This window comes from Micromonospora sp. C28SCA-DRY-2, assembly GCF_030519475.1.
Taxonomy (GTDB): Bacteria; Actinomycetota; Actinomycetes; order Mycobacteriales; family Micromonosporaceae; genus Micromonospora.
Window position 1 is genome coordinate 1,203,675 of the sequence record NZ_JAUMKD010000001.1, and the last position, 18,450, is coordinate 1,222,124.

General features: G+C 74.4%; 20 protein-coding genes and 1 tRNA gene. 3 read left to right on the top strand and 18 right to left on the bottom strand.

The window, feature by feature from the left end:
• The first annotated feature begins 68 nt into the window (after positions 1-68).
• Entirely contained in the window at positions 69-1,331 is a 1,263-nt protein-coding gene (locus Q3W71_RS05545) for an acetyl-CoA C-acetyltransferase (RefSeq protein ID WP_302918184.1), read from the top strand.
• A gap of 31 nt (positions 1,332-1,362) precedes the next feature.
• Here the strand turns inward: Q3W71_RS05545 and Q3W71_RS05550 are convergent, their stop codons facing one another.
• The 4 genes from Q3W71_RS05550 to Q3W71_RS05565 all read right to left on the bottom strand — a co-directional run bounded on the left by Q3W71_RS05550 (position 1,363) and on the right by Q3W71_RS05565 (position 3,749).
• Entirely contained in the window at positions 1,363-1,683 is a 321-nt protein-coding gene (locus Q3W71_RS05550) for a hypothetical protein (protein ID WP_302918185.1), read from the bottom strand.
• Between the two features lie 105 nt (positions 1,684-1,788).
• Entirely contained in the window at positions 1,789-2,547 is a 759-nt protein-coding gene (locus Q3W71_RS05555) for a Bax inhibitor-1/YccA family protein (protein WP_302918186.1), read from the bottom strand.
• Between the two features lie 195 nt (positions 2,548-2,742).
• Positions 2,743-3,558 (bottom strand): Bax inhibitor-1/YccA family protein, encoded by an 816-nt coding sequence (locus Q3W71_RS05560; protein WP_109900256.1) that lies wholly within the window; start codon positions 3,556-3,558, stop codon positions 2,743-2,745.
• 110 nt (positions 3,559-3,668) lie between these two features.
• Positions 3,669-3,749, bottom strand: a tRNA-Leu gene (locus Q3W71_RS05565).
• A gap of 101 nt (positions 3,750-3,850) precedes the next feature.
• Between Q3W71_RS05565 and Q3W71_RS05570 the strand changes: the two genes are divergently transcribed.
• Positions 3,851-5,704: a hypothetical protein gene (locus tag Q3W71_RS05570; RefSeq protein ID WP_302918187.1), complete on the top strand. Its 1,854-nt coding sequence runs from the start codon at positions 3,851-3,853 to the stop codon at positions 5,702-5,704.
• A gap of 75 nt (positions 5,705-5,779) precedes the next feature.
• Here the strand turns inward: Q3W71_RS05570 and Q3W71_RS05575 are convergent, their stop codons facing one another.
• From Q3W71_RS05575 to Q3W71_RS05625, 11 genes are all read right to left on the bottom strand, one after another.
• The gene (locus Q3W71_RS05575; protein ID WP_302918188.1) at positions 5,780-7,111 is read right to left on the bottom strand and encodes an NAD(P)/FAD-dependent oxidoreductase; all 1,332 of its coding nucleotides are present in this window, start codon (positions 7,109-7,111) and stop codon (positions 5,780-5,782) included.
• A gap of 128 nt (positions 7,112-7,239) precedes the next feature.
• Positions 7,240-7,803 (bottom strand): hypothetical protein, encoded by a 564-nt coding sequence (locus Q3W71_RS05580; RefSeq protein WP_302918189.1) that lies wholly within the window; start codon positions 7,801-7,803, stop codon positions 7,240-7,242.
• 150 nt (positions 7,804-7,953) lie between these two features.
• Positions 7,954-9,357, bottom strand: coding sequence for a DUF58 domain-containing protein (locus Q3W71_RS05585; protein ID WP_302918190.1), 1,404 nt, complete (start codon positions 9,355-9,357; stop codon positions 7,954-7,956).
• Complete coding sequence (locus tag Q3W71_RS05590) at positions 9,357-10,364, bottom strand: MoxR family ATPase (RefSeq protein ID WP_302918191.1); 1,008 nt, start codon at positions 10,362-10,364, stop codon at positions 9,357-9,359. The genes Q3W71_RS05585 and Q3W71_RS05590 overlap by 1 nt, the downstream gene beginning before the upstream one ends.
• The gene (locus tag Q3W71_RS05595; RefSeq protein ID WP_302918192.1) at positions 10,364-10,951 is read right to left on the bottom strand and encodes a hypothetical protein; all 588 of its coding nucleotides are present in this window, start codon (positions 10,949-10,951) and stop codon (positions 10,364-10,366) included. The genes Q3W71_RS05590 and Q3W71_RS05595 overlap by 1 nt, the downstream gene beginning before the upstream one ends.
• Positions 10,952-11,065: 114 nt before the next feature.
• Complete coding sequence (locus Q3W71_RS05600; protein ID WP_302918193.1) at positions 11,066-11,803, bottom strand: DUF4129 domain-containing protein; 738 nt, start codon at positions 11,801-11,803, stop codon at positions 11,066-11,068.
• Between the two features lie 78 nt (positions 11,804-11,881).
• Positions 11,882-12,595, bottom strand: a complete 714-nt coding sequence (locus Q3W71_RS05605) for a uracil-DNA glycosylase (RefSeq protein ID WP_302918726.1) — start codon at positions 12,593-12,595, stop codon at positions 11,882-11,884.
• Positions 12,596-12,614: 19 nt separating this feature from the next.
• Positions 12,615-13,301, bottom strand: a complete 687-nt coding sequence (locus Q3W71_RS05610; RefSeq protein WP_302918194.1) for a dienelactone hydrolase family protein — start codon at positions 13,299-13,301, stop codon at positions 12,615-12,617.
• Positions 13,302-13,490: 189 nt separating this feature from the next.
• Complete coding sequence (locus tag Q3W71_RS05615) at positions 13,491-13,964, bottom strand: hypothetical protein (RefSeq protein ID WP_302918195.1); 474 nt, start codon at positions 13,962-13,964, stop codon at positions 13,491-13,493.
• A gap of 163 nt (positions 13,965-14,127) precedes the next feature.
• Positions 14,128-15,147: a hypothetical protein gene (locus Q3W71_RS05620; RefSeq protein ID WP_302918196.1), complete on the bottom strand. Its 1,020-nt coding sequence runs from the start codon at positions 15,145-15,147 to the stop codon at positions 14,128-14,130.
• Positions 15,144-15,476, bottom strand: a complete 333-nt coding sequence (locus Q3W71_RS05625) for a PadR family transcriptional regulator (protein ID WP_091394259.1) — start codon at positions 15,474-15,476, stop codon at positions 15,144-15,146. Before Q3W71_RS05625 ends, Q3W71_RS05620 begins: the two co-directional genes overlap by 4 nt.
• A gap of 97 nt (positions 15,477-15,573) precedes the next feature.
• On the opposite strand from Q3W71_RS05625, the gene Q3W71_RS05630 reads away from it, so the two are divergent.
• Positions 15,574-16,200 carry a LysE family translocator gene (locus Q3W71_RS05630; protein WP_302918197.1) on the top strand — a complete coding sequence of 209 codons (627 nt, stop codon included), beginning with the start codon at positions 15,574-15,576 and terminating at the stop codon, positions 16,198-16,200.
• 3 nt (positions 16,201-16,203) lie between these two features.
• Here the strand turns inward: Q3W71_RS05630 and Q3W71_RS05635 are convergent, their stop codons facing one another.
• The 3 genes from Q3W71_RS05635 to Q3W71_RS05645 form a co-directional block, all read right to left on the bottom strand.
• Positions 16,204-17,136, bottom strand: a complete 933-nt coding sequence (locus tag Q3W71_RS05635; protein ID WP_302918727.1) for a Ppx/GppA phosphatase family protein — start codon at positions 17,134-17,136, stop codon at positions 16,204-16,206.
• Between the two features lie 187 nt (positions 17,137-17,323).
• Positions 17,324-17,863: an amino-acid N-acetyltransferase gene (locus Q3W71_RS05640; RefSeq protein ID WP_302918198.1), complete on the bottom strand. Its 540-nt coding sequence runs from the start codon at positions 17,861-17,863 to the stop codon at positions 17,324-17,326.
• Positions 17,860-18,417: a DUF501 domain-containing protein gene (locus tag Q3W71_RS05645; protein ID WP_302918199.1), complete on the bottom strand. Its 558-nt coding sequence runs from the start codon at positions 18,415-18,417 to the stop codon at positions 17,860-17,862. Before Q3W71_RS05645 ends, Q3W71_RS05640 begins: the two co-directional genes overlap by 4 nt.
• Positions 18,418-18,450: the final 33 nt, after the last annotated feature.

Below are 18,450 nucleotides of genomic sequence, written 5' to 3' on the forward strand. Positions count from 1 at the left end.
CCCGGGGTGACATTTCCCGCCGGGTGCGCGGCTTCCGTGCCAAGTTACCCGGGGGTTAACGTTGGTTCATGCCGACTGAGTCGTCCCGCGACGCTGTCATCGTCGCCACCGCCCGCTCCCCCATCGGCCGGGCGCACAAGGGGTCCCTGCGCGAGGTCCGCCCGGACGACCTCGCCGCGACCATCGTCCAGGCCGCGCTCGACAAGATCCCGGCGCTCGACCCGACCGAGATCGACGACCTCTACCTCGGGTGCGGCCTGCCCGGCGGCGAGCAGGGCTTCAACATGGCCCGCGTGGTGGCCACCCTGATGGGCCTGGACGGCCTGCCGGGCGCCACCGTCACCCGCTACTGCGCCTCGTCGTTGCAGACCACCCGGATGGCGATGCACGCGATCCGGGCCGGCGAGGGCGACGTCTTCATCTCCGCCGGCGTCGAGTGCGTCTCCCGCTACGCGCGCGGCAACTCCGACGCCCTGCCGCCGGAGGCGCAGGCGCTGGTGGGCGGCGGCTGGGAGAACCCGCGGTTCGCCGAGGCGCGGCAGCGGTCCAAGGCGCGCGCCGAGGCCGGCGCCCCCGTCTGGACCGACCCGCGCGAGGCCGGCGAGCTGCCGGACATCTACCTCGCCATGGGGCAGACCGCCGAGAACCTGGCCCAGGTCTACGACGTGACCCGCGCCGACATGGACGAGTTCGGCGTACGCAGCCAGAACCTGGCCGAGAAGGCGATCGCCGACGGCTTCTGGGCCCGGGAGATCACCCCGGTCACCACTCCGGACGGCACCGTGGTCAGCACCGACGACGGCCCGCGTCCCGGGGTCACCCTGGAGGGTGTCGCCGGGCTGAAGCCGGTGTTCCGCCCGGACGGCCGGATCACCGCCGGCAACTGCTGCCCGCTCAACGACGGCGCGGCCGCCGTGGTGGTGATGAGCGCCCAGCGGGCCCGGGACCTGGGGCTCACCCCGCTGGCCCGGATCGTCTCCACCGGCGTCACCGCGCTCTCCCCGGAGATCATGGGCCTCGGCCCGGTCGAGGCGTCCAAGCAGGCGCTGAAGCGGGCCGGCATGACCATCGACGACGTCGACCTGGTGGAGATCAACGAGGCGTTCGCGGCCCAGGTGATCCCCTCCTACCGCCAGCTCGGCATCCCGCTGGAGAAGCTGAACGTGGCCGGCGGCGCCATCGCCGTGGGACACCCGTTCGGCATGACCGGCGCCCGGATCACCGGCACCCTGCTCAACGCCCTGGAGTGGCACGACAAGAGCATCGGCCTGGAGACGATGTGCGTCGGCGGCGGCCAGGGCATGGCCATGGTCCTCGAACGCCTCAGCTGAGCCAGCACCCGGTGCCGGCAAGGGCCCGGGGTCAGAGCGCGCCGCGGGTCGCCGTCACCTCGGCGGCGGCCCGCGCCAGCACCTCGGGTGGCGGGCCGGCGGCGACCAGGTCGGCGGCGACCACCCGGAGCTGGTCGGGCAGGGCGAGGTCGTTGTCGAGCCGGGGCACCGTACGGCGGGGTTGCCCCTCGGCGTCGGCGGCCAGGTTGGCCACCTCCTGCACCAGCCGGTGCACCAGGTCCCCCCGCGCCGCGTTGCCGCCCGCCGCGGCGGCCGCCCACCGCGGCTGCTCCCAGTGCCCCACCTGCCGCACCAGCAACTCCACCGCCCGCCCCAACTCCGTCCCACTCACCCGCCCACCCTACGACCCCCCCTCCTGTTGATCATGAGGTTGGCGGCGGCAACCGCGATCCACTTCGCCGCCAACCTCATGATCAACGGGGATCCGGGGTGGGGGTTAGCGGCGGAGGTAGGAGAGGAGGCGGAGGATCTGCCAGTAGAGGAAGATCAGGCCGACCAGCACGCCGAAGGCGCAGAGCCAGGCGTACCGGCGGGGCAGGGCGGCCCGGACCGACCGCTCGACCAGGTCGAAGTCGAGGATGAAGCTGAGCGCGCCCGCGATGATGGCGACCACCGAGAAGGCGTACGCGGGCCAAGCGACCTCGCCGGTGAGGCTGTAGATCTCCAGCCCCTGCCGGCCGGTGACCAGGTAGACGACCAGGTTGACCAGGCTGATCGCGACGATGCCGAGCAGCGTGCCGACCACCAGCCGGGCCAGCAGCGGCGTGGCCCGGACCAGCCGGGCCCGGTAGAGCAGCGCCATGCCGAGGAAGACGCCGAAGGTGCCGGCCACCGCCTGCACCACGATGCCCGGGTAGACCATCTCGAACGCCCGGCTGGCCACCCCCAGCAGCAGCCCCTGGAGCAGGGCGTAGCCGACGATCGGCACCGGATTGGTGATGCCCCGCCAGGAGATCACCACGGCGAGCACCACCCCGGCCAGCGCGGTGCCGGCCAGCGCGGCGGGCACCCAGACCGCCTGCGGCACCACCACCCAGGCGGCCGCGGCGGTGACCCCGGTGAGCAGCAGCAGCCCGACCGTGCGGACCACCACGTCGTCGACGGTCATCGCCTCCGCACCGCCGATACCGAGCACCCGCCGCTGCACCCGGCTGGTCTCGTCCAGCCGGGTCAGCACCGGGTTGCTGCTGCGCACGTCGCCTCCTCCGCCGCGTACCCCTCGCTGTCACTCTGCCCCGGCCGGCCCGGCGGCGACGGGCAAACGCCGCGGCCCGGCGCGGGCGGCAGCCGGGCCGGGAAACGACGCCGCGGCCCGGCGCGCGCGGCGGCGGAAAGCGACGGCGCCCGCCACCGCGGTGCGGGGACGGGCGCCGGTCGGCTGCGGGCGGGGTCAGTCGTCGCCCTGGAAGTAGCTCAGCAGGCGGAGCACCTCGAGGTAGAGCCAGACCAGGCTGACCAGGATGCCGAAGGCGGCCACCCAGGAGTAGCGCTGCGGCAGGCCCATCCGGACGCCGTCCTCGACCTCCTTGAAGCTGAGCACGAAGCTCAGCGAGGCGACCACGATGCAGACCAGGCTGAAGCCGATGGCCAGCGGGCTGCCGTCGCGCAGGCCGGTGTTGACGCCGAAGAGCGCGAACACCAGGTTGATCAGCATGACCGCGAAGAGGCCGGCCATGACGGCGATCATGCCCTTGACGAACTTCGGGGTCGCCCGGATGACCTTCGCCTTGTAGAGCATGGCCATCAGGAAGAAGACACCGAAGGTGGCCACCACGGCCTGGAGCACGATGCCGTCGTAGAGCGAGTCGAAGGCCTTGCTGACCATGCCGACGAAGACGCCCTCGACGACGGCGTACGTGACGACCAGCGCCGGATTCGCCATCCGGGAGAACGAGATGATCAGGCCGAGCACCAGACCGACGATCGCGGCGCCCATCCAGGCGACGCCGACCAGAGCGTCGGGCACCAGCACCCAGGCGGCCGCGGCGGAGACGCCGAGGATGCCCAGGAGCGTGACGGTCTTCACCACGACGTCGTCGAGCGTCATGGGGGCGACGGTCGGCGGCGCAACCGGGTAGCCCGCCTCCGTCGGGTACTGCTGGGGGTAGCCGGGCTGTCCGTACGGCCCGGTCGGGGCGTACCCGGCGGAGCGCTCCCGCTCGGCCGCCTGGCCGAGCCGGGCGAGCACCGGGTTCGAAGTCTTCACTGTCAGGCCTCCCTCAGGGGGTTGATGCACGTGAACGTGCACCGTCAAGAGTAAACGGCCCGGCCGGTCCCGTGGAGATCAGCGACCTGAAGGGAAGCTGAAAGTGTCGGTGCCCGGGGCGGGGGTCGAACCCGCACGCCTTGCGGCAGCCGCTTTTAAGGCGGCCGTGTCTGCCGTTCCACCACCCGGGCGAGGGACACCGGCGCGTCGACACGCGCGGTGCAGTGTCACGGTAGCGGGTCGTCGGCGACCCGGCGTACCCCGTCGCCCGGCCCACACTAGGGTCGAGACCGTGAGCAGCGCAGCGCCCACGGCCCCCGACGCCGTCCCTGAACAGGCTGTCCACCCCACCGAAAGGGCGCTCGGGGCCCGACTGGCCCGGCTGCTAGCGGCCGCCCGGCGGCAGCGTACGGACCTGCTCGTCGGGCTGCTCTTCGTGGCGCTCGCCGGTTGGCTCACCCACGGCCTGTGGCCCGACCCGGCCGGCCGGACGCTGGCGCTCAACCCGGCGGACCAGACCCTCTACGAGTGGTTCCTCGCGATGGACTCGCGGGCCCTGCTGGGCGACTTCGGCCTGCTCAGCGACCGGCTCAACGCGCCGGACGGGGTGAACCTGATGACCAACACCTCGGTCATCGCGCTCGGCGTGCTGCTCGCCCCGGTCACCCTGCTGCTCGGCGCGCCGGTCACCTTCGCCCTGCTGGCGGCGGCGAACCTGGCCGGCACCGCGATCGCCTGGTACCTGCTGTTCACCTGGACCCTGCGGGCCCGCCGGCTCGCCGCCGGGCTGGGCGCCGCGCTCTGCGGCTTCGGCCCGGGGATGGTCTCGCAGACCAACAGCCACCTGCACATGACCGCCCAGTGGCTGGTCCCGGTGATCGTCTGGCTGGTGGTCCGGATGCTGCGCGCCGCCGATCCGGGCCCGGCCGCGCCCGGCGCCGACGGCACGGGACGCACCGGGCCGGACCGGCGCCGGCTGACCACCTCGGCCATCGGCCTCGCCGCCGCGGTGACCGCGCAGGTCTTCGTCGGCGAGGAGGTGCTCTTCCTCAGCGCCGTCACGCTGCTGGTCATGGCGGTCAGCTACGCGGTGGTGGACCGGGACCTGGCCCGGCGCGCGCTGCCCGGCTTCGCCGGCGGCATGCTGCTCGCCACCGGGCTGGCCCTGCTCGTGCTCGCCGGGCCGCTGTGGTTCCAGTTCGCCGGCCCGCAGGGCGTCGCCGACGGGATGTTCAGCCCCGACTACTTCTCGGCGGACCTGCGCAGCTGGTGGTCGATCTCCCCCCTGTCGGTGGCCGGCGGCGCCGAGGCGGCCCGGCTCACCACCGGCCCGGCCGAGTACAACACCTTCCTCGGCTGGCCGCTGCTGGCGGTCACCGCCGGCTGCGCGCTCTGGCTGGGCCGCCGCCCGCTGGTCGTCGCCTGCGTGGCCGGCGCGCTCGCGATGGGGGCGCTCTCGCTCGGTCCCCGGCTGGTGCTCGACGGCGACCGCACAGCGGTGCCCGGCCCGTACGCCCTGATCGCCGGGCTGCCGGTGGTGGACGGCGCGCTGCCGATGCGGTTCGCCCTCGCCGTACTGCCGCTGACCGCCACCCTGCTGGTGCTGGCGGTGGACCGGGCGCTGCGCGACACCGGCCGGGTCCGCCGGCTGGTGCCGGCGCTGGTCGGCGCGGCGCTGCTGCCGCTGGCGCCGACGCCGCTGCCCACCGCCGACCGCCCGCCGGTGCCGGAGTTCATCACCGGGGGCCACTGGCGGCAGTGCGTGAAGCCGGGCGGGGTGCTGGTCCCGGTGCCACTGCCCACGCCGAGGGATCCCTGGCCGATGCGCTGGGCGGCCGCCGCCGACGCCGCCTTCGGCATCCCGGAGGGCTTCTTCATCGGCCCGTACGGCCGGGACGGCACCGCCGCGATGGGCACCTTCAAGCAGCCCACCTCGGCGCTGCTGGCCGAGGTCGCCAGGCGCGGCCTGCAACCGGCCATCGGCGACGAGCAGCGCCAGCAGGCGGCGAAGGATGCCGACTTCTGGGGCGCGTCGTGCGTGGCCCTGGCGGTGGACACCCCGCACGCGGAGAGCCTGCGCGGCACCCTGGAGCAGCTCTACGGCCCGGGCACCCGGGTCGCCGACGCCTGGATCTGGCGGGTCTGAGCGCGGGTGGCACGGCCGGGCGCGGAGACGGCGAACGCCCCTCCGGGCGGAGGGGCGTTCGTCGACGTGCGTGGGTCAGCCGCGCGCGGCGCCGACCGGCTGGGACGCCTCGGCGAACTCCTCGCGCGGGTCGTGCAGCTGGCCGAGGGCGACCACCTCGCGCTTGAGGAAGAACGCCAGCGTCCAGTCGACCACCACCCGGACCTTGCGGTTGAACGAGGGGATCCGGCTCATGTGGTACGTCCGGTGCATGAACCAGGCCGGCCAGCCCTTCATCTTGACCCCGTACACCTGGGCGACGCCCTTGTGCAGGCCGAGGCTGGCCACGCTGCCGGCGTGCTTGTGCTTGTACTCCACCGGCTCCCGGCCGCGGATGACGTTGACGATGTTGTCGGCCATCCGGGCGGCCTGGCGCACCGCGTGCTGGGCGCTCGGCGAGCAGTACGCCCCGGGCGGGCCGGTCAGGTCGGGCACGGCCGCGCAGTCGCCGGCGCTCCACGCCCCCTCGACCACCCGGCCGCCGTCGACCACCTGGAGGGTCGGCAGGCAGGTGACCCGGCGCCGCTCGTCGCGCGGGAAGTCGGTCGCGTCCAGCAGCGGCGACGGCTTGACGCCGGCCGTCCAGACGATGGTGTCGGCCTTGAAGCTGTCGCCGTCCGAGAGCTTGACCACCCCGTCGACGCAGGACTCCAGCCGGGTGTCCAGCCGGATGTCCATGTCCCGCTTGAGCAGCTGCTGGACGGTGTAGGCGCCCATGTCCCGGTCGACCTCGGGCAGCACCCGCTGGGTGGCCTCGACCAGCACCCAGCGCATGTCCGTCGGCTTCAGCTCCGGGTAGTAGCGCAGCGCGTCACGGGCCATGTCCTCCATCTCGGCGAGCGCCTCGATGCCGGCGTACCCGCCGCCGACGAAGACGAAGGTCAGCGCGCTGCGGCGGACCTCCGGGTCGGGCGTGGCGGCCGCCACGTCGAGCCGGTCCAGCACGTGGTTGCGCAGGTAGATCGCCTCGCCGATGGTCTTGAACCCGATGCCGTGCTCGTGCAGACCGGGGATCGGCAGGGTCCGGGAGACCGAACCGGGCGCCACCACCACGTGGTCGTACCGGATCTCCCGGGTCGGGCCGCTGATCGGCTGCACCACGGCGGTCCTGCGGTCGTGGTCGATCCGCGTCACCGCGCCCGCCACCACCTTGCACCGGCGCAACTCCCGTCGCAGCGGCACCACGGAGTGCCGGGGGGAGATGTTGCCGGCCGCCGCCTCGGGCAGGAACGGCTGGTAGGTCATGTGGGGCTGCGGGTCCACCACGATGACCTCAGCCTCACGGGAGCTGAGCTTCTTCGACAGGCGCAGGGCCGCGTAGAGACCGACGTGCCCGGCACCCACCACAAGGATCCGCTTCGGATTCACGTCATCTATCTTTCCCCGCGCGGCTCGGCTAATCCCGTTCGCGCCCCCCTTCTGTGACCGAGCACAACCCCTGTGACCTGCGCAACGTGGGTCGGCTGGGGTGGTCGCCGCCGGGCTCGCCCCGGGCGTCACCTGCGCCGCAGCAGCCACCCCAGCAACCCGGTCAGCCCGGCGGCGACCAGCAGACCGGCCACGGTCACCAGCTGGAATCCGCCGTCGCCTCCCGCACCGGCGACCTCCACCAGCAGCACCCCGAGCACCGCGGCGGCGAGCACCACCACGCCGGCCCGGGTCAGCCAGCGGACCAGCACGTCCGGGTCGACCACCGCGTCGTAGGGCAACACCGCGGCCAGCGCGCAGAGGGTGTGCGTGAGGTAGAGCACCGCCGCGACCGCGAGCAGCCGCCAGAGCGCTATCGGCCGGCCGTAGCCGTCGGTGGCCAGCAGCCACCCGCCGACGGTGACCAGCGCCGCGAAGGTCGGCCAGACCCGGCGCGGCCCGACCGCGGGCAGCAGCGCCGCCAGGACCAGTGCCCCGAGCGGCCGCCCGGACAGCACCTGGGCCGGGTACGCCAGCACGAAGCCGACCAGCGCGGTGAGGAAGATGCCGGCGCGGACCAGCAGCGGCACGAGGCTGACCCGGCCGGCCGCGTGCCGGACCGCCCGGACCCGTTCGGTGACCGCGTCGATCATTCCCGCCCGCTCCCGTCCGCCCCCGCCGGCCGCCCCCCGGTCACCTTCGTTCGCGACCGCGGGGTTCGCACGACCGGGCCACTCCTCGCGCTCACCGGGCCACCTTCGTTCGCGACCGCGGGGCTCGCAAACCCGGCTCACTCCTCGCGCTCACCGGGCACCCACCCGGGGGGCCGTGGCCAGCCGGGCCACGTCGCGCAGCACCTGGTCCAGGCTGCCCGCGCCGGCCCAGCCCACCACCGGCACGCCGTGCTCGCGCAGTTGCCCGATCATCGTGTCCCGGTCCAGCCGCCACAGCCGGTACGCCACCTCCGCCCAACCGCGGTCCTTCGGCACCGGCAGCTCGGCCGGCAGGGTGTCCACCGCGACCACGAACCGCCCGGAGCGGGCCAGCCGGGCCAGCATCTGCGCCGACCGTTCGTCCAGCAGCGGGGTGAGCACCACCACCAGGGCGTCCGCGGCCAGCAGCTGCGGCCCGAACACCTGGTCGTAGGGTTCGTGCGGGGAGTGCTCCGGCCGCACGTCGAGCAGCCACTCCAGCACCGTCAGGTACTGCCGGCGACCGGTGGCCGGGCGCAGCCGGCGGGCGCTCGGGCCGTACTCCAGCAGCGAGACCCGGTCGCCCCGGTGCAGGTAGTGCTCGGCGATCGCGGCCGCGGCCCGGACCGTGGTGTCCAGCACCGAGGCGGCGCCGCCGACGCCACCGGAGCGGCCCGCCTCGGCCAGCACGTCGAGCAGGACCACCACCTCCGCGTCCCGGTCGGACAGGGTGGCCGCCACGTGCAGTTGCCGGGCCCGCAGCGAGACCCGCCAGTCGATCCGGCGCAGCCGGTCACCGGGCGCGAAGACGCGCACCCCGGCCAGCTCGCCGCCCTCGCCGGGGCGGCGCGAGTGGTGGGCGCCGACCAGGCCGGCGGCCCGGGGCATCGCCTCCACCGCCTCGAACGGTTCGGTCTTCGGGTAGACCCGGGTGCGGACCGGTTCGGTGATCACCGCGCGGGAGACGAGCAGGCCCTGCGCGGCGGCGACCCGCGCACCGGCCGGGCCGATCGCGTGCCGCCCCCAGCGCCGCGCGGTGCCGGCGAGTTCCAGGTCCGCAGCGGTGGCGGTGGCGAGCGCGGTGACGAACGGGCGGTCGGCAACGGCCGGGGCACCCGGGCCGGGGGCGGTGGCGATCGCGGCGCCGGCGATGCTGGCCCGCTCGATCCGCAGCCAGGGCGAGACCCGGCTGCGGACCACCGCCACGTCGTAGTCGACGGTGTCCGGGTTGCCGACGGTGACTGTGCCGGTGACCTCGCCCCCCTCAACCAGGTGGTCGTCCCCGCCGGCGATCCAGACCTGGGGCAGCGCGGTCGGCCGGCGGCGCAGCGCGTACGCCGTGCCGAGCGCGATCGGCGCGGCCAGCACGATCAGGTCGACCCGGCCGAGCAGCACCGCCGCGATCAGCAGCAGGCCGGTCAGCAGCACCGCCCGGCCGAGCGCCCAGGTGGGCACCCAGCCGGGCGACGGTTCCGGCTCGCCCGCGTCGACCCGCGGCACCGTGGACCCGGCCATCAGCGCCCGGGCCGGCCGGCGGCGTAGCTGGGCAGCGCGCCGCTGGCCGGGGCCGGGGTGCCGGAGAGCACCTCACCCACCACGAAGGACGGATCGACCCGGCGCAGCCACATCTCCGGGCGCAGCGTGATCCGGTGCGCCAGCGCCGGCACCGCCACCTCCTTGACGTCCTCCGGCACCACGTAGTCCCGGCCGGCCAGGACCGCCCGCACCCGGGCCAGCAGCAGCAGCGCCAGCGACCCGCGCGGTGACGCGCCGACCAGCACCGACGGGTGCTCGCGGGTGGCCGCGGTCAGCGCCACGATGTAGCGGCCGACCGAGTCCTCCACCACCACGTCCTCCAGCGCGGCCTGCATGGCGCGCAGCGTGGCGGCGTCGACCACCGGCTTGATGTCGGCCTCCTCGCGGCGGCGGGCCATCCGCCGGCGCAGCACCTCCCACTCCTCCTCGTGCTCCGGGTAGCCGAACGACACCCGCAGCAGGAACCGGTCGAGCTGCGCCTCGGGCAGCGGGTAGGTGCCCTCGTACTCGATCGGGTTGGCGGTGGCCAGCACGTGGAACGGCTCGTCCAGCCGGTACGTCACGCCCTCCACCGAGACCTGCTTCTCCTGCATCGCCTCCAGCAGCGCCGACTGGGTCTTCGGCGGGGTCCGGTTGATCTCGTCGGCGAGCAGCAGGTTGGTGAAGACCGGGCCGGCCCGGAAGGCGAAGTCACCGCTGCGCTGGTCGTAGAGGAAGGAGCCGGTGACGTCGGCGGGCAGCAGGTCGGGGGTGAACTGGAGCCGGCGGAAGTCCAGCCCGAGCGCCTGGGCGAAGGAGCGGGCGGTCAGCGTCTTGCCCAGCCCGGGCAGGTCCTCCAGCAGCACGTGGCCGCCGGCCAGGATCCCGGCGAGGACCAGCTCCAGCGCCTCCCGCTTGCCGACCACGACCTGGCCGACCGCGTCCAGCACCGCCCGGGCGAGGTGGCCGACCTCGGTGGCGGGGATCGTCCGGTCGACGTCGTTCATCACAGTTTCTCCAGTTCGGCGACGATCACCGCGAGGTCGCGCGGCGACGGGGTACGGCGGGGCGGGGTCTCCAGGAAGGTCCACAGCCGCTCGCCCAGCAGGGCACGGGCCCGGGCCGGATCCGACTCGCGGGTCACGCCGTGCCGCTGGCGCAGCCGCTCGTCGGCCAGTTCACCGAGGCGGGGCAGGACCACGGTGGTGAACCGTTCCGGTCGGGTGGCGGACCAGTCCAGCGGGACCTCCCAACCGTTGATCGCGGTGCGCAGCGCGTCCCGGGCGCCCCAGTTCCAGGTGCCCTCGTCCACGCCGATCGAGCTCCGGGGCCCCGCCCCCGGCTGCGGCGGCGGAGGCGTGAGCGCGGCGACGATCCGGCGCACCGCGAAGAGCGCGACCACCCCGGCGATCAGGATCAGCAGGGAGACCCGCAGGCCGACCACGCGCAGCCCGGCGACCAGCACGACCACCACGGCCGCCATGCCGGCCAGGGCGCGCAGCACCTGCCCGACCCGGCCGCCCCGGTCCCGCCCGTCGCCCCGGGGCCGCTCCTCCTCGAAGCTGAGCAGGTCGTCGATGCTGGTACTGCTCACGGCGCCCCCTCGGCTCGCGGCTGCGGGGCTCGCAAACCCGCCTCACTCCTCGCGCTCACGGTGTCACCTCGGCTCGCGACTGCGGGGCTCGCAAACCCGGCTCACTCCTCGCGCTCACGGCGCCGCCTCCGCCGCGACCACCGCGGTGAGTTCGCCACGGAGCCGGCGCAGCGCGGCGCGGGCCTGGTCCCGGGTGTGTTCGTCGACCGGGTGGGTGGCGTACCGCGCCTCCCGGTAGACGTGGGCGAACTCGGCCAGCACGTCGGCGCTGACGATCGCCGGCACGCCGGCGGCCGGGTCGCCGCGCAGCAGGCGGGTGACCAGGTCGGTCGGCGTGTCCCCGGGCAGCCGGGGGACGCCGGCCGCGGCGGCCGCCTCCTCCAGCCGGACCCAGCAGGCGATCACCGCGGTCCGCGGGTCGGTGTCCCGGTCGTCCAGCTCGACCAGGCCCGCGTCGAGGGCGGCGACCACCTCGCGGGCGGTGCCCTCGGCGGTACGCCGGGCCGGCTGCACCGGCAGCGCCCGGGTGGTCCGGCGGATCGCGCCCCGGACCAGGGTCCACACCAGGTAGCCGAAGGCGACCAGCGCGGCCAGCCCGAGCAGCACGATCGCCGCGGTGCCCAGCCACTGTGGGAGCTGCGCCCTGGTGGCCTCCCCCGCGTCGCGTGGCTCGACCGGTATCGACGGTGGCGGCTCCACCGACGGGTAGTCCGGGACGTAGGGCACGTTGTCGGCGGCGGGCGGGATCCGGCTCGCGCCGATCGACGAGTGCGCGGCCGCGAGCGCGGCGAGGGCGAGCAGGGCGGCCACCGCCGCCACCGGCCACCACCTGCGCAACACGCTGAGATCCATCCGGGACTACCTCCGGAGCACCCGGGCACACCACAACGGTCGGTGAGTTCCGTCCGTCATCGCCACCGCCCCGCCGTTTCAGTCCACCCCGGCCAACCGCTTCGCCCGGGCGAACACATCGTCCAGCATCCCTGGTGTCAGCCGTCCCGTGAAGGTGTTCTGCTGGCTGACGTGGTAGCAGCCGAGCAGGTCCGGGGCGGCCGTGCCGGACCAGTGTGCCCCATGGGCGAACGCCGGTCGCGGGCTGGGCGGGCGCTGGCCGTACGTCTCGCGCAGCACCGGCCACCACGCGGCCCAGGCGAACGCGCCCAGCGCGACCACGACACGCAGGGTGGGACGGATCAGCGCGACCTCGCGGTGCAGCCACGGCGCGCAGGTGTCCCGCTCCTGCGGGGTGGGCTTGTTGTCCGGCGGCGCGCAGCGCACCGCCGAGAAGATCCGGATGTCCCGCAGGGTGAGGCCGTCGTCGGCGGAGACGCTGGTCGGCTGGTTGGCCAGGCCGGCCCGGTGCAGCGCGGCGAAGAGCACGTCGCCGGAGCGGTCGCCGGTGAAGATCCGCCCGGTCCGGTTGCCACCGTGCGCGGCGGGGGCCAGGCCGAGGATGGCGATGCGCGCGTCCGGCGGGCCGAAGCCGGGCACCGGCCGGCCCCAGTACTCCTGGTCGCGGAAGGCCGCCCGGCGGGTCCGGGCCACCTCCTCGCGCCAGTCGACCAGCCGCGGGCAGGCGAAGCAGTCGCTGACCGCGCCGTCGAGGTCGGCCAGGTCGGTCGCCCGCGCGGCGCGGGCGACCACCTCGGCGGGCGTACGCGGCTCAGCCAAGCTTGGCCCGGAAGAGTTCGAGGGTACGGGCCCAGGCCGTGGCGGCGGCCCGCTGGTCGAAGTTCTCCGGCCGGTCCTCGTTGAAGAAGGCGTGCGCGGTGCCCGGGTAGTCGTAGGTCTGGCAGCTGCCGCCGGCGGTCTCGATGGCCCGCCGGACGGTCTGTACGCCGTCGGCGGCGGAGGTGCCGTCCGCCTCCGAGCAGTGGATGTGCGCGGCCTTGCCGGCGTAGTCGGCCCACTCGGCGCGCATCCCGTCCCACGGCAGCCGGGGGTAGAAGGCGGCGGTGGCGACGATCCGTTCGGAGCGGGTGGCCGCCCAGAGGGCCAGGCTCGCACCGGCGCAGAAGCCGGCGCACCCGATCTTGCCGGCGACCTCGGGACGGCCGGCGAGGTAGTCGGCGGCGCTGGCGATGTCCGTCGCCGCCTCGTCCATCTGCCGGGCGTTCAGCATTTGCCGGGGCTCGTCCGGCTTGCTGGCCGGGCCGCCGTGCCGGAAATCCGGGGCGAGGGCGACGAAGCCGGCCTCGGCGAACCGGTCGACGACGGCCTGGACGTGGGGCACCAGCCCCCACCAGTCCTGGATGACGATGACCGCGGGGCTCGCCGCACCGCCGGAGGGTATCGCGAGATACCCCTCGCTCGTCCCCCCGTTGCTGGTGAAGCTCACCATTTCGCCCATCGGCCCGTCCTCCTAGCGGTCAGTCATCGTTGGCTGGTCGCCCAGTGGTCCTACGTGCCGGTAGCCTGCCACGCCCCCACCACCGGCGGGAAGACGCGGGAACAGTGGCATTCACCTCCCGTTCGCCTCCCGGTACGCCGACGGCGGCGCGGAGGTGTCCGCGCCACCGTCGGGGTGTCGTACGGGAGGTCAGGCCTTCTTCGTCAGGCAGAGCAGGTAGCCCTTCTTACCCGGCTCGATGCTGTAGAAGACGTAGCCGTCCTCACCCTCCTTGATGTACTGCTCGCAGGCCTCGCCCGTCTTGGCCTGCGCCTCGGTCTGGCCGTCGACCCGGCCGACCACGTTGTACACCGCCTCGCTGGAGGTGCAGTCGACGACCTTGGCGTTGTCGACCTCCTCCTCCTCGGTGCCGGTGATCTCGGGCAGCTCGGCGATGCAGTCGCCCGCCTTCGCCTCGGCGGTCTCGTCGGAGTTCAGGAAGTTGCCGATGGCCGTACCGAGGCCGAACTTCAGCCCGGCGATGACCAGGAACACGACGATCGCGCCCACGACGCCGAACACCTTCTTGCCGCCGGACTTCTTCGGCTCCGGCTCCGCCGGGGGCGGCGCCTGGACGCCCGGCTGGGACTGCGGGGCGGGGGGCGGTGCGACCTGCTCTGACACGGATTTTCCTTCCGAGGGGTTGATGAGCAGACGACACCGTAACGATCACCGGACGACCCCGCTGCCCCGCCGACCTCATCCGTTCAGCCATTTCCCAGCTTCGGCCGGCACGCCGAGACCCCGGTCACTCCACGGTGGGTGACCGGCGTCTCGGGCGGGCTGCTCAGCGGGTGGCGCTCGGGGTGGCGGTGGGGTTCGGGGCCACCGCCGCACCCGGGCCCGGCGTGCCGGTGGCGGTCGGTCCGCCGGTGGGTTCCGGCGTGCCGGTGGGCTCCGGCGTCGGGGTGCCCAGCGGGGGCACGGTCGGCGCCGGTGCGGCCGGGGCGCGCGGCGCGAACGGCGCCTGGTCCGGGCAGTAGGGGTACGTCCGCAGCAGCGGGTTGCCGGTGCCGTTCGGGTCGCGCGGGTCCGGGCAGTCCGGGTAGCCCAGCCGGATCGGGGCGCCGTTCTGGTCGAACAGGCGGGCGTCCTCCACCAGCCGCCCCTCGCTGTCGTAGACGAAGACGTCGCGCACCCGCTCGTACGGGTTCTGCACCGAGATCGGGTCGTAGCCGTAGTCCTGGTAGCCCGCCCGGTCCTCCGCGTTGGCCAGCCCGGCCAGGGCGAAGACGACGAGCACCACGCTGGCCGCGTGCGTCGCCCAGCGGGGCCAGCGCCGCAGCCGCGTCGAGCGGTGGCCGAGCCAGATCGAGGCGAGCACGAGGGCGACCAGCATCACCAGCCCGCCGACCAGTTCGCCGCCGAAGCGCGGCAGCAGGCCGAAGCCGCCGCCCGTGGTGATCACGGTGACCAGCATGGCGGCGAGGTAGCCGCGCACCACCCACCAGGCCGGCCGGAGCAGCCGCAGGAACTCGCTCGCCCGCGCGTAGCCCAGCAGCGGGCCGAGCTGGGTGTCCAGCTGGCGTGCCTGACGGCGGGCCCGGCCGACGGCGGCGGCCACCCGCTGGTCGAGGTTCCGCCCGGCGGCGGTGGCCGGCGCGCCGGCGGCGGCGCGCAGCTCCGCCGCGTACGCCTCGGGCTCGCCGAGGCGCTCGACCAGCGTGCCGTCGGCCTCGGCGGCCACCTCGGCGAGGTGCTCCGGCAGGTCCTCGGTCAGTTCGTCGCGGACCTCCGCCGGCAGGTCGGCCAGCGCGGCCCGGACCCGCCCGACGTAGTTCGCGATCTCCTGCTCCGTGACGGTCATGCCGCCATCCCCCGATCGTCGAGCAGAGTGTCCATGGTGGTGGCGAACGAGCGCCAGAGCTTGCCGGAGCGGGTGAGCTGGTCCCGGCCGGCGGCGTTGAGCGAGTAGTACTTGCGGTGCGGGCCGGACTCGCTGGGCACGACGTAGGTGGTGAGCAGGCCCGCGGCGAAGAGCCGGCGCAGGGTGCCGTAGACGGAGGCGTCGCCGACCTCCTCCAGGCCGGCCTCGCGCAGTCGGCGGAGGATGTCGTAGCCGTAGCCGTCCTCCTCGCGCAGCACGGCGAGGACCGCGAGATCCAGCACGCCCTTCAGCAGCTGTGTGGTGTCCACGATCGGCACACTACTGTGCGATGCGCAGTACCGTCAACGGAATAGTAGCTCGCCACGCCGGTGGCCGGCGGTCGACCGCCCGCCTAGGGTCGGCGGTATGTCGTGGAGCAGCTACGGATCGTTCCTGGTCTTCGCCCTGGTGCTGATCCTGATCCCCGGCCCGGACTTCGCCGTGGTCACCCGCAACACCCTGGCCTCCGGGCGGCGGCGCGGGGTGTGGAGCGCCGTCGGGGTCACCGGCTCCAACGCGGTGCAGGGCATCGCGGCGGCCGCCGGCCTGGGCGCGCTCGTCGTCCGCTCCCAGCCGCTGTTCGAGGCGATCCGCTGGGCCGGCGTGGCGTATCTGGCGTACCTCGGCGTGCAGGCGTGGCGCTCGGCGTGGGTCGGCCGCTACCCGCCGCTGGCCGGCGACGCGGCCCCGCCCGGCCAGGCGGCGGCCGGCTTCCGGCAGGGCTTCCTGTCCAACATCACCAACCCGAAGGTGCTCGCCTTCTACCTGGCCGTGCTGCCGCAGTTCGTCGGCGGGTCGGCGCCGCTGGCGGTGCTGGTGGCGTTCGCGCTCAGCCACGCGGTGCTCTCGCTGCTGTACCTGCTGGTGCTGGTCGGCGCCCTGCACCGGGCCCGGCAGGTGCTCTCCCGGCGGCGGGTCCGCCGCTGGCTGGACGGGCTGACCGGGTTCGCCCTGCTCGGCTTCGGCGCCCGCCTGGCCACCGAACGCGCCTGACCGCTACGGCTGGAGGCTCCAGGCGATGCCGTCGAGGATGTCGTGCTCGGAGGCGACCACCGAGGGCATCCCGGCCCGCTCCATGGCGACCCGGAGCACCAGGGCGCCGGCGCCGATCACGTCGGCCCGGCCCGGGTGCATCACCGGGATCGCCAGCCGCTGCTCGCGGGTCTTGCCGAGCAGGTCGGCCGTCACGTCCGCCACCGCCTGGTACGACACCCGGGCGTGGTGGATGCGGCCCGGGTCGTACTCCTGGAGCCCTTCGGCGATGGCGACCACGGTGGTGACCGACCCGGCGAGCCCGACCAGGGTGGCCGCCTCCCGGCCCGGCACCACCTCCAGCGCCCGGTCCACCGCTGCCGCGATGTCGGCCTGCGCGGCGGCGATCTCGGCCCGGCTCGGCGGGTCGCCGTGCAGGTGCCGCTCGGTCATCCGGACGCAGCCGATGTCCATCGAGATGGCCGCCTCGACCCCGCCGGTGCGGGTGCCCACCACGAACTCGGTCGAGCCGCCGCCGATGTCGATGACCAGGAAGGGCTCGCGCGCGTCGGCGGGCAGCCCGCGGACCGCGCCGGTGAAGGAGAGCCGCGCCTCCTCGTCACCGGTCACCACCTCGGGCGCCACCCCGAGGGTCCGCTCGACCATCTCCCGGAAGTCGGCGGCGTTGGAGGCGTCCCGGGACGCCGACGTGGCGCACATCCGGATCCGCTGCGCGCCGAGCTTGTCGATGTCGGCGGCGTAGGAGGCCAGCGCCACCCGGGTCCGCTCGATCGCCTCCGGGGCCAGCCGGCCGGTCCTGTCGACGCCCTGGCCGAGCCGGACGATCTCCATCCGCCGGCTCAGGTCGACCAGCGGCGCCTCCGGTCCGGCGTCCCGATCGGGCAGGTCGGCCACCAGCAGGCGGATCGAGTTGGTCCCACAGTCGATGGCGGCCACGCGCGTCGTCACGGCAGCAACCCTACGGCAGTCCGCCCACCCCGGCCCGGCGGTCCGGCGCGGCGCGGGCGGGAGCGGTGTTTCCCCGGCGGGTGATACCTCTGAGGCATCGAAATGACTCTCCGGTATCACACTCGTCCACGACCCGCCTCCGGCCGGCCGACCCGCCCGCGGCAGCGACCGGCGCTCAGAGGCGCAGCAGCATCCGGGTGTTGCCGAGGGTGTTCGGCTTGACCCGCTCCAGGTCGAGGAACTCCGCGACGCCCTCGTCGTACGAGCGCAGCAGCTGCTCGTAGACCGGCTGCGGCACCGGCGCACCGTCGATCTCGGTGAAGCCGAACGAGCCGAAGAACCGGGTCTCGAAGGTGAGCACGAAGATCCGGGAGACGCCGATGTCCCGGGCGGCGTCGATCAGCTCACCGACGATCCGGTGGCCGATCTTGCGCCCCCGGCAGGACGGGTCCACCGCTACCGTCCGGATCTCGGCCAGGTCTTCCCACATCACGTGCAGCGCGCCGCAGCCGACCACCGCGTCGTCGGCGGCCCGGACCGCGACCCGGAACTCCTGCACGTCCTCGTAGAGCGTGACGGTGGCCTTGCTGAGCAGCCGCCGGTCGTCGGTGTAGGTGTCCACCAGCCGGCGGATGCCGCGGACGTCGCGGGTGCGGGCCCGGCGGACGACGATCTCGTCCGCGGCGACCCCTGCCTGCTCGGCGACCCCGGTCATTCGCCCGCCGGCACGTCCACGCACGGCCCGGCGGTCCACCAGGGCTCGACCAACTCCAGCGTCTCGTCGCCGAACGGGTTCACCCCGGGCCCGGCGGCCAGCGCGTGACCGAGGTGCACGTGCAGGCACTTCACCCGGCCGGGCATGCCACCGGCGGAGATGCCGGCGATCTCCGGCACGTGCCCGATCGCCTCGCGGCGGGTCAGGTAGTCCTGGTGCGCGGCCCGGTAGCGGGCGGCCAGCTCCGGGTCGGCGGCGAGTCGGTCGGCCATCTCCTTCATCAGCCCGGCGGACTCCAGCCGGCTGCACGCCGCGGTCGCCCGCGGGCAGGTCAGGTAGTACAGCGTCGGGAAGGGCGTGCCGTCGGCCAGTCGCGGCGTCGTCTCCACCACGTCGGGCAGGCCGCACGGGCAGCGGTGGGCCACCGCCCGGGTGCCCCGGGGCGGGCGGCCGAGCTGCGCGGCCACCGCGGCCAGGTCGGCCTCGGTGGCCGGTTCCCGCCGCGGCAGGGGTACGGAATCCGCCGCCGGCTCCTGCGGTGGTACGACAGTCACGGTGCCCATCTCTCGTTCGGTGCCCGGCCGGTG

Bases quoted from the DNA above. Each gene is read 5' to 3' on its own strand.
- Q3W71_RS05640 (WP_302918198.1), bottom strand. From the start codon at position 17,863: ATGACCGGGGTCGCCGAGCAGGCAGGGGTCGCCGCGGACGAGATCGTC.
- Q3W71_RS05590 (WP_302918191.1), bottom strand. From the start codon at position 10,364: ATGAACGACGTCGACCGGACGATCCCCGCCACCGAGGTCGGCCACCTC.
- Q3W71_RS05600 (WP_302918193.1), bottom strand. From the start codon at position 11,803: ATGGATCTCAGCGTGTTGCGCAGGTGGTGGCCGGTGGCGGCGGTGGCC.
- Q3W71_RS05610 (WP_302918194.1), bottom strand. From the start codon at position 13,301: ATGGGCGAAATGGTGAGCTTCACCAGCAACGGGGGGACGAGCGAGGGG.
- Q3W71_RS05580 (WP_302918189.1), bottom strand. From the start codon at position 7,803: ATGATCGACGCGGTCACCGAACGGGTCCGGGCGGTCCGGCACGCGGCC.
- Q3W71_RS05545 (WP_302918184.1), top strand. From the start codon at position 69: ATGCCGACTGAGTCGTCCCGCGACGCTGTCATCGTCGCCACCGCCCGC.
- Q3W71_RS05630 (WP_302918197.1), top strand. From the start codon at position 15,574: ATGTCGTGGAGCAGCTACGGATCGTTCCTGGTCTTCGCCCTGGTGCTG.
- Q3W71_RS05620 (WP_302918196.1), bottom strand. From the start codon at position 15,147: ATGACCGTCACGGAGCAGGAGATCGCGAACTACGTCGGGCGGGTCCGG.
- Q3W71_RS05585 (WP_302918190.1), bottom strand. From the start codon at position 9,357: ATGGCCGGGTCCACGGTGCCGCGGGTCGACGCGGGCGAGCCGGAACCG.